Source organism: Occallatibacter sp. (assembly GCF_049802275.1).
In the GTDB taxonomy this organism is placed as follows: Bacteria; Acidobacteriota; Terriglobia; order Terriglobales; family Acidobacteriaceae; genus Telmatobacter.
This window is the reverse complement of sequence record NZ_JBARMD010000150.1, coordinates 1-8,430: the sequence shown is the minus strand read 5'-3', so window position 1 is coordinate 8,430 and position 8,430 is coordinate 1. Positions and strand designations below refer to the sequence as shown.

At 57.8% G+C, this 8,430-nt stretch carries 8 protein-coding genes; 1 reads left to right on the top strand and 7 read right to left on the bottom strand.

Annotated elements, in window-relative coordinates; genetic code table 11:
• The 5 genes from WA354_RS04865 to WA354_RS04845 all read right to left on the bottom strand — a co-directional run.
• A partial coding sequence (locus WA354_RS04865; RefSeq protein WP_472811883.1) for a hypothetical protein occupies window positions 1-244 on the bottom strand: 244 nt, incomplete at its 3' end.
• Window positions 241-1,407, bottom strand: coding sequence for an aldo/keto reductase (locus tag WA354_RS04860; protein WP_472811882.1), 1,167 nt, complete (start codon window positions 1,405-1,407; stop codon window positions 241-243). The genes WA354_RS04860 and WA354_RS04865, both read right to left, overlap by 4 nt.
• A gap of 631 nt (window positions 1,408-2,038) precedes the next feature.
• Window positions 2,039-2,509: a hypothetical protein gene (locus WA354_RS04855; RefSeq protein WP_472811881.1), complete on the bottom strand. Its 471-nt coding sequence runs from the start codon at window positions 2,507-2,509 to the stop codon at window positions 2,039-2,041.
• A gap of 181 nt (window positions 2,510-2,690) precedes the next feature.
• Window positions 2,691-3,482, bottom strand: a complete 792-nt coding sequence (locus tag WA354_RS04850; RefSeq protein WP_472811880.1) for a hypothetical protein — start codon at window positions 3,480-3,482, stop codon at window positions 2,691-2,693.
• 313 nt (window positions 3,483-3,795) lie between these two features.
• Window positions 3,796-5,784 carry a 30S ribosomal protein S1 gene (locus tag WA354_RS04845; protein ID WP_472811879.1) on the bottom strand — a complete coding sequence of 663 codons (1,989 nt, stop codon included), beginning with the start codon at window positions 5,782-5,784 and terminating at the stop codon, window positions 3,796-3,798.
• 519 nt (window positions 5,785-6,303) lie between these two features.
• On the opposite strand from WA354_RS04845, the gene WA354_RS04840 reads away from it, so the two are divergent.
• Window positions 6,304-6,879, top strand: a complete 576-nt coding sequence (locus WA354_RS04840; protein WP_472811878.1) for an HIT family protein — start codon at window positions 6,304-6,306, stop codon at window positions 6,877-6,879.
• Window positions 6,880-7,002: 123 nt separating this feature from the next.
• Here the strand turns inward: WA354_RS04840 and WA354_RS04835 are convergent, their stop codons facing one another.
• A complete protein-coding gene (locus WA354_RS04835) occupies window positions 7,003-7,647 on the bottom strand; it encodes a hypothetical protein (protein WP_472811877.1) in 645 nt (214 codons plus the stop codon).
• 264 nt (window positions 7,648-7,911) lie between these two features.
• On the bottom strand, window positions 7,912-8,430 hold a 519-nt coding region (rmuC, locus tag WA354_RS04830), incomplete at its 5' end, for a DNA recombination protein RmuC (protein ID WP_472811876.1).

The window sequence follows — 8,430 nt, the reverse complement described above, 5'->3', positions numbered from 1 at the left end:
GCGTCGCAAAGATCAGAACAAGAAAAAAATGGAGAGAAGACAGTGCCTCAGGGGCTAAAGCCCCCGCTCGTTTTGCTGGGCTCGTCGGCATGACTGAAGTCATGCCCTGATACAAACCCGGCTTCGATTTGGCCTTTTTCCAGACTGCAAATCCAAGACCGGGCTTCGGCTGGATCTTCCTCCAAACTGCGACTCCCTGCCCCTCGGACTTGAAGAGCTGGAACAGGCGTTGCCGCACGGTCATACGAACAGTTCCTGGGCGCGGGCGATGCGTTCGGCGACACGGACCCCGTGCAGGCATTTCACGGTGCATTCGGTGCAGTCGCCGCAACGAACTGTGGCGTGGTGCGAAGGGAGTTCGTTGAAGCGTTCGCGAGCCAGTGCGAATTGGCCATATCCGTCGGCGTAAGTGAGGATGCGGAGTGTGTCCGCGACTTGGAGGCCCTTGGCGCAGGCACCATCGCACTCGCCGCAGAAGCGGCAGTAGAGGGGTTTGATCTGTTCCAGGTGAGCGGCGAGGATTTTTTCGTCAGAGGGTGTCAAGGTCTCGGACATGGCGCGGAGATTTTCATCGAGCTGATCCATGTCGGTCATGCTGGGAATTGTGGTGCCGATGTTGGGCCGCTTGAGAACCCACTTGAGTGCAGCCAGCATCGCGCCTTCGCGTTGCGTGCGCGGGTCGATGGGTTCGCCGGGACGGTGGGCGTGTGCTCCTCCGGCCATGATCTTCATGGCGACGACACCGGTGCCGGTCTTTGCGACGGCGGCAATGACCTCGTCCATCTTCTGGTCCATGGTGAAGTTGTAGACGGTGAGGACAACGTCGAACGCCTTCTTATCGATGGTCCACTCGGTCATTTTGGGAAGAGCGTGGGTGCTCATGCCGGCGAAGCGGATTTTGCCCTGCTGTTTCGCAATATGCTGCGCCTCGATCATGTCGTCATGAATCGCCACGGGGGTGTCTTTGGCATGGAGATACCAGATGTCCACGTAGTCGGTTTTGAGCTCGGCGAGGCTGGTATCGAGGTCCTTCAGCAATCCAGCCTTGTTGTCGGTGGGCGACTTGGTGGAGAGTATGAGATTCTTGCGTCGCGCGCCGAGGGCCGCACCGACCATGCGCTCGTTGTTACCGTGCTGGTATCCGCGGGCTGTGTCGAAGTAATTGATGCCGATGTCGGCGGCGCGCTCGATGACGCTGGGATCGGAGGTGATCATGCAGCCGAAACCGACACTTGTCACCTTGAGGCCTGTATTGCCGAGTGTGCGGTAGGTCAGTTTGGGTGTCCGGGGCTGCGGCGGCGTCAGCTTGTCGGGGGAATCGAGGAAGTTGATTTTGGAGGCAGCGCCGGCTACGGGGAGCATCAACCCGGCGGACAAAAACTCGCGGCGAGATGTATTGGTTGCCATGGAGACACCTTTCCTGACTGGCGGAATGATAGGCCCGCACTGCGAAGGAAATGGTGGCGGGGGTCACAGCTGAATGTGACTTTCCTTCGGCCTGATCGAGATTGCCGGAGAGCACTGACCGTGGACATCGCAGCTGATATGCAACCGTTTGGTTGCTTAACCTACCCTATTACCCGGTTTCTGTAAGCAAATATCCTGCTTTCTACGGGTTAACGGGAGGAGTGCGCTGCAAATATTTCTCTGCATTGGACTTAGCCATAGATATTTCTTAACAAAGGGGTTACTGCATGACTGGAAGCTGGTAACCCGGGTTTAGACGAATCCGCTCTTGCTTGCCCGTCACGACTCTGCAAGGAGCGCTGCCAGCCGCGCCGAATAATCGACAAGCGAGCGGATCGGCGAGGCTTCTGATTCGAGTATGAACAAACCGGCGAAATAACCTGCAAATGTTTTGCAGAGATTCGGGAATTATTTTGTGGTGACTTGATAAGGCCTCAGTACTCCCAGGTCTCAGAAGCGAGATTTGGGCACCCCGTTCCCTGCCGCAGACTCGCCCACAGGCTCGACCGCCGCGACCTACTCTGAGTTACTGACCCGGTTGGACGGTCATTCGCCCGGAACTACCATCGCTCTATTCCGCTGGTATGGGCTCCTTTTCCCGGTCGAAGACAAGCACATCCTCTCCCTTTACATCTGAGCGCAAATTCGTAAGGGTCTGTCCGTCTCCACTGAGCGTTGAAGTGATGGTCCTAACCACTTTCCCGTCCGTTTTCATCGTGATCTTTCGCCCACCGCCTGTAACAAATTCGCAGATTTCGCTATCACGGGACTCTCCGGCGTCGGAGCTATTGACCGCACGTTCCTTGCCGTCATAGACGCGATCCAGGGTCCAAGACCGTTTCTCGCCTGAGGTCAGCGTCATGTCAAAGGTGTAGCGATAGGAGTCGGGACCTGTCTTCTCAATGATCAGGGTTTCGGCGGTAGTATTTGCGCTGCGCAACTTCGACTTTTGTAGATTGAGCCTCCAGGTTCCGGCTAAGTCGGCAGCCATAGCCATCGCAGCGCAAAAGCAGACGATGAACACGCCAGCAAACTTTCGCATAGCTTAGTCTCCTTAGGTTTTCAGAGATGAGAATGAGAATCCAGATGGCGGCTAATATAGCCCGCGCCGACCGCAGAAGTCACCCAGTATCGCCGCCGACTCTTCTCCTACTGTGAGCCGGATCGCCGGGAAAAGCGAAAACCAGTCAGAGGTCCGATAGGCGGTCACTCGGTCAGATTAGCTAGATGCTCCCCTTAATAGTCCAAACGACCAAGGAGGCTATGCCGATACTCCTCAACTCCTCCACGATTGAAACCGGGATGTCACGGTAGACCTCTCTCCTGCTTTCATCGACCAGGAGGTAGGCCCTAAGAACACTTCTACCTCCTCCTTCACTAGTTGACTCTCCCGCACTCCACCACTGCCTCACCTTCTTTGGCGTAAGGATGGATTTGAATACAAGGGCATTGTCAGTTGCCTTGCTCGGCGATGAGCTAAGGGTTTTCCCGACTTCGTTAAGCATCTCGACGCGGCTGACACGAATTGATGAGTCTTGCAGGGTTAGGCACAATTCGAGCGGGACTTCTCCCATAGCTTCACCCTCAACAGAGATGGATATGCGCTGAGCCTGAAGCTGTGGGGCCTCCTGCTGAGGTTGAGCCTGAAAGGCCTCCCGCTGAGCTTGAAGCTGTGGTGCTTCTTGCTGAGGTTGAGCCTGAAAGGCCTCCCGCTGAGCCTGAAGCTGTGGGGCTTCCTGCTGAGGTTGAGGCTGTGGGGCCTCCCGCTGAACCTGCGGTTGAATTTGGGTATCTATGCTCAAAATCTTGTTGCTGAAATGCTCAACGTGCTGCGTGTTCTGGTCCACCCGTGTCAGGTCGCGCTCGGTTGCTGCCTTTTTCGCGTAGAAAGCAGCAATGTTCGCGTAAAAAGCAGCAAAGATGGCAGCTAATGCAGCAACGATACTGACAAGAAGGCTCATGAAGGCCATGGTGTCGGTATCCAGTTTGATAAGCATCAAGAGGTTATTCGCCATAAGGTCACCGACTTTGTCACACTGCAACGGAGCACCTCTCAAGACGCAGTTCGTTGCCATTTCGCATGTGCCGCGATTGTAGCGCGGGTGCCAATGTGGCGTGGGCCATATAGTTTAGTTCAGTTGCGAGTGTGGTCGCCGATAGGTCCAGAGTCGTGGCCCAACCCGAAATAACGGACTTGCGTCCGCGGGGCCCCGAGCGTGCGGCTCTCAGTATGACAGGGGTGAGGAGAGACATGACGCCGATTCGAAGCTAACGCAGAACGGCCACCCTTGCAGGTGGCCGTTGTTGTGTGCCGATCAAGGACGGGCGTTACCGCTCGTTCTTGCGCCAGTTGATGAGGTCGCCGAGGGTGGTGGTGCCGCTGGAGACGGGCTGTTTGTGGCTGCCGCCGCGAGCTTCCGACTTGTAGTCCTGAACTTCGGAGCGGCTGGCTTCGTGGCCGGACACCGCGCGCAGGCTCAGGCCCACCTTTTTCTCTTCGACGTTGATCTTGATGATCTTGAAGTCGTGCTCCTGACCGGCTTCGAGCTTGGAAGGTTCTCCGGGCACTTCGCTGGCTTCAGAGATGTGGCAGAGGCCCTCAACGCCCTCGGCGATTTCAACGAAAGCGCCGAACTGGGCGGTGCGAAGCACCTTGCCATGCACCTGATCGCCGACGCGATGGGTAGCAAAGAAGCTCTCCCACACATCGGGTTGAAGCTGCTTGATGCCGAGGCTCAGGCGACGGTTCTGCGGCTCGACGCCGAGAACAACTGCCTTGACCTTTTCGCCCTTCTTGACGATTTCAGAAGGATGCTTGACGCGCTTGGTCCAGCTGAGGTTGGAGACGTGGACGAGGCCGTCGATGCCATCCTCGATTTCGATGAAGGCGCCGAAGTCAGTGAGGTTGCGAACGCGACCTTCGACAACGGTTCCGGCAGGATAACGCTCGGTGAGGTTCTCCCACGGGTTTTCCATCAGCTGTTTCATGCCGAGCGAGATGCGGCGGTCGGCGGGATTGACGCTGAGGACAACCGTGTCGACCTCGTCGCCGGGCTTGACCAGCTTCGAGGGGTGTTTAAGGCGCTTGGACCAGGTCATCTCAGAAAGATGGACCAGGCCTTCGATTCCCTGCTCGAGCTCAACGAACGCACCATAGTCGGTGACCGAAAGAACGCGACCGTGTACGTGTGCTCCAACGGGGTAGCGCTCCGTGGCGTCGAGCCAGGGGTCAGGCGTGAGCTGCTTGAAGCCAAGGGACACACGCTGCTTGTCTTTGTCGAACTTGAGGACCTTGACCTGGATCTCATCGCCGACGTTGACCAGATCGCGGGGATGGGTGAGGCGTCCCCAGCTCATGTCAGTGATGTGCAGCAGGCCGTCGATGCCGCCGAGGTCGACGAACGCACCATAGTCGGTGAGGTTCTTGACGGTGCCGGTGAGGATGGCGCCTTCGCCGAGATGCTCGAGCGTGGTGGAACGCTTGGCGTTCTGCTCTTCTTCGAGGATCTCTTTGCGGGAGACGACCACGTTGCCGCGCTTCTTGTTGAGCTTGATGACGCGGACTTCAATCTGCTGGCCGAGATAGCCGTCGAGGTTGCGGACGGGGCGGATCTCAAGCTGCGAGCCGGGCAGGAAGGCTTTCAAACCGATATCGACAGTAAGACCACCCTTGACGCGGCTGACGACGGTGCCCATCATCGGGGTCTTGTCGTTGGCGTGCTTTTCAATGGTGTCCCACACGCGGAGGCGCTGGGCCTTCTCGTAGCTGACGAGATAGCCGCCCTCGGGCTCTTCGCGTTCGATGACCACGTCGATGACTTCGCCGGGCTGGAACTTGACTGCGCCGGTGTGATCGAGGACCTGTTCGATGGGCACAAGGCCCTCGGACTTGAGACCTACGTCGACAACCAAATGTTTTTCAGTCTGCTTGAGGACGGTGCCGGAGACGACTTTGTCGCCATAGGCTTCGACAGCAGCAGCTTCAGCGGCCTGCTCGCGCTCAAAGGCTTCGAGGGCAGCTGAGAAATCATCAGCAGATTCGGCACTGTGTTCAGCCGGCGCGGACGCAACATGAGCGACGGGTTCTTGAAGTTCCGCTTGCTCTTGTTGTGCGGGAACGGCCTGGGCTACAGGCTCGGTTGGGGCATCGGCGTCCAGCGCTTGCGGTTCGACAGCGGTGTGTACTTCGGCAGTCTCTGGGTTGGACGTGGATTCGGACGAAGGAGCATCGAGCTCCGTCGCAGGGTCGAGGGTAGGTGTTTCGAGTTCGGTGTTCAGGGTTATGCTCTCGGGTTCGGGATTGAGGACGTTTGGCATGACAGCAGCTCCGATTCATTGGCCCGGCGACGGTGACGCTGTCGACGGATAGCACGTGCACGCGGCGGTGGCGGGCAGTGCCTTTGCCGGGACCTCGGCAACCGGGAACCTTAATCCGGTGAGTCTCACAGAGACGGGGCTTCGAGCCAGAGAGCTGGCAGCAAAGCGACTCGTCTCCTTGGGAAACACCAGGCAGGCAACGGCTGGCTGGAGGGCGGCCGCAGCTAACTGCTGGAATCCGCGCAGGAAGCTACGCTTCTAAGTGTAGCAATGGTGCGTTTTCCCCGTCAATCCAACACTTTGGCAGTTGTGAATGGGTGATGACAAAGTGGCGCAGAATTGGTGCAAAGGGATGGAGATTTTGTTGGAGTTAGCGACGAGGTGTGACCGAGGATACAGGAGTGAAAGGTTTTTCAGATGCGCCGATGAGATGCTTCCGGACGAATCGCCATTGGAGAAGCGCAGCCCAGCAGCGCACTATACTTGGTGCGAAGAAGGGCAAAAGACGGGAAGGAATCGATGGATCAGCTCTGGAGTCCGTGGCGATTTGCGTATGTTACGACGGCGGATGGGGCTCCGCGATCGGGCGTTCCGACGCGACTGAATGCGTGGCCCGGCGATCTCGGCTGCGTCTTCTGCAATCTGATCGCGAGCATTGATTATGCGATCGAACACGGAATGAGCGCAGACGAAGCGGAAGAGGCCGGGGGTCTGGTCAAGCGCGGGAAGCATTGTTTTATCTGCCTGAACGCGTATCCGTACACGTCGGGCCACGTGATGGTGATGCCGTATGCGCACCTTGATCGGATTGCGAAGCTGGAAACCGACGCGGCGCACGAGTTGATGGATCTGGCGCAGGGGACGGAGCGCGCGCTGGAGCAGTTGTACCGGCCGCATGGGTTCAACTTCGGATTGAACCTCGGGCAGGCGGCAGGCGCGGGGGTCGCGGGACATCTGCATATGCACGCAATGCCGCGTTGGGTGGGCGATACCAACTTCATGACGACGGTTGCTGAGACACGGGTGCTCCCTGAGGATTTAGGAACGACTTGGAGAAGGCTGCGGGTTACCTTTACGGAAATGGACGGCGCCTAGCCTCAGGGTGCCCTTTTCGCGGAGCCGGCGTTCATGCTTTGGCGGAGTTGGTGACTGCTGGATTGCGCAACTGAACGGTTGCACATCTTGACCGGCATTTGCGTATGAGAACGCGAGAATTCGCTACTTGCGTTGACGTGTCAGAGCCTCGAGAGATGCCGCAAACTCCTGCCATTCGTCCTTGACCCGCGGGGGCTGGGCTGTTGGTAATCCCGCGGCCGGTTTGGGTTTCTGAGGAGTCACAGCGCGCGGCGGCTGAATGGGTGGCTTTTGTACGGGTGGCTTTGTCGGTGGGGTCGGCAGCGGCGGATTCTTCTGCGCGGCCGCACGAGGCTCAACGGCGGGCAATTTTGCCGGCGGCGGTGACGTGCTCTTCTGGGCAGTGACAAGAGGCTCTGTGATGGGTAATTTCGCGGGCGGTGGTGGTGTGATCTTCTGGGTGACGGCGAGGGGCTCCTGTTCGGATTGTTTGAGCTTCTCCTCCATCGACTTCAAGTAATTCTGAATGGTTTTATCGGTTGATTCGATTACCGGTGCTTCCTGCTTTTGCTCGACCGTTCTTGGCGCGGCGTTGCCGGGTTCCCGAGCGATCGGTCCACCGCTTGCGGATCCGCGCATTTGTTGAGATTTCAGCTGGGCAAGTTGTTCCTGCAAACGAGGGAGTTCTTCGGCACGCGCGCGAAGTTCGGAAACTTCTACCATCTTGTTCGACAACTGTTCCCTGAGGTCGAATTCGCGTGCGTCGGCAGAGACGCGCGCTTTATCCATTGCGTCCTCCACCTGCGCTCTTACCTTGGAGCGTCCCCAAAAATACCCGCAAAGGAGACCAACAAGGGCACATGCCAGCGCGACCGCACCAATGACTGTGGCAGTATGGCCCATGTCTTTCCGTCCCCTATTCCTAATCTAAGCAGAGCCCAAGGCCATGTCGGGTTAGGTGACTGCCAGTTTATGGGACGAAAGTAACGGAGAAATCGCAGGAACGCAGGAATCGGGTGCGGTTCGCGCAACATTTTTTGTGCGCTTCGGCCCTCATGATTCGTTTTCTGAGAGCATTCTGCCCCTGCTTTCTTCAGCTTCGGCGGCAAGGGCCAACTCGGCTTGATCGACATCGGCGCGATCGAGGAGATTCTTGGGGATGGATTTGTTTGTACGCAGGCCCAGTTCCTTGAGCAATTCGACCTGGCGGATGAGGTTGCCGCGGCCGTCGGCCAGCTTCTTCATGGCCTCTCCATAGTGCTTATCCGTTTTGCGGAGACTGTCGCCGATGAGTTCCATATCCGTAACGAACCCTGCGAATTTTTCGTACAGTTCGGTGCCGCGCTTCATGACATCGCGAACGTTGCGGGCCTGGCGTTCCTGCTGCCAGAGTACGTTCACGATACGGATGACATAGAGGAGCGTGGTGGGACCCACAAGAAGAATTCCCTGTTTGTAGGCGTCGGCCCAGAGTTCGCCATCGGATTGCAGGGCCATGAGAAATGCCGGTTCGACGGGCACGAACATCACCACGAAATCAGGAACTTCGATTCCGGGAAGATTGTGGTAGCC

Bases quoted from the DNA above. Each gene is read 5' to 3' on its own strand.
- WA354_RS04860 (WP_472811882.1), bottom strand. From the start codon at position 1,407: ATGGCAACCAATACATCTCGCCGCGAGTTTTTGTCCGCCGGGTTGATG.
- WA354_RS04855 (WP_472811881.1), bottom strand. From the start codon at position 2,509: ATGCGAAAGTTTGCTGGCGTGTTCATCGTCTGCTTTTGCGCTGCGATG.
- WA354_RS04850 (WP_472811880.1), bottom strand. From the start codon at position 3,482: ATGGCGAATAACCTCTTGATGCTTATCAAACTGGATACCGACACCATG.
- WA354_RS04845 (WP_472811879.1), bottom strand. From the start codon at position 5,784: ATGCCAAACGTCCTCAATCCCGAACCCGAGAGCATAACCCTGAACACC.
- WA354_RS04840 (WP_472811878.1), top strand. From the start codon at position 6,304: ATGGATCAGCTCTGGAGTCCGTGGCGATTTGCGTATGTTACGACGGCG.
- WA354_RS04835 (WP_472811877.1), bottom strand. From the start codon at position 7,647: ATGGATAAAGCGCGCGTCTCTGCCGACGCACGCGAATTCGACCTCAGG.